This is a genomic window from Staphylococcus marylandisciuri (genome assembly GCF_025519785.1).
Lineage (GTDB): Bacteria > Bacillota > Bacilli > Staphylococcales > Staphylococcaceae > Staphylococcus > Staphylococcus marylandisciuri.
On record NZ_JAOPKZ010000056.1, the window covers coordinates 1 to 277 of the forward strand.

Here is a 277-nt window from a genome sequence, read left to right on the forward strand (position 1 = left end):
TCTGGAATATCAACGTGGTAGTTACCATCGCCATCTACTTCACCTGTTACTTTCGTTCCATCTGGTAATGTCACCTCTACTGTGTGTCCTGGTGTACCTTTACCACTTACGGATGGATCTCCACCTTTAACTGGATCAACAGTTGGTTGCTTCGCTGTATTTTCTGTGTCATTTACAGTGACTTCTGTCGCTGGTGACGCATGATCGTATTTATCTTTCTCTACTACGCTCACTTTATCGCCTGGTTTCAATGTTGTACCTTCTGGTACATCTACAC

The 277-nt window shown here is 43.7% G+C and carries 1 protein-coding gene; it reads right to left on the reverse strand.

Annotated elements, in window-relative coordinates; all coding sequences use genetic code 11:
• Window positions 1–277 (reverse strand): Ig-like domain-containing protein (locus tag N9R04_RS11355; protein WP_262856882.1); only part of this gene is annotated, 277 nt, incomplete at both ends.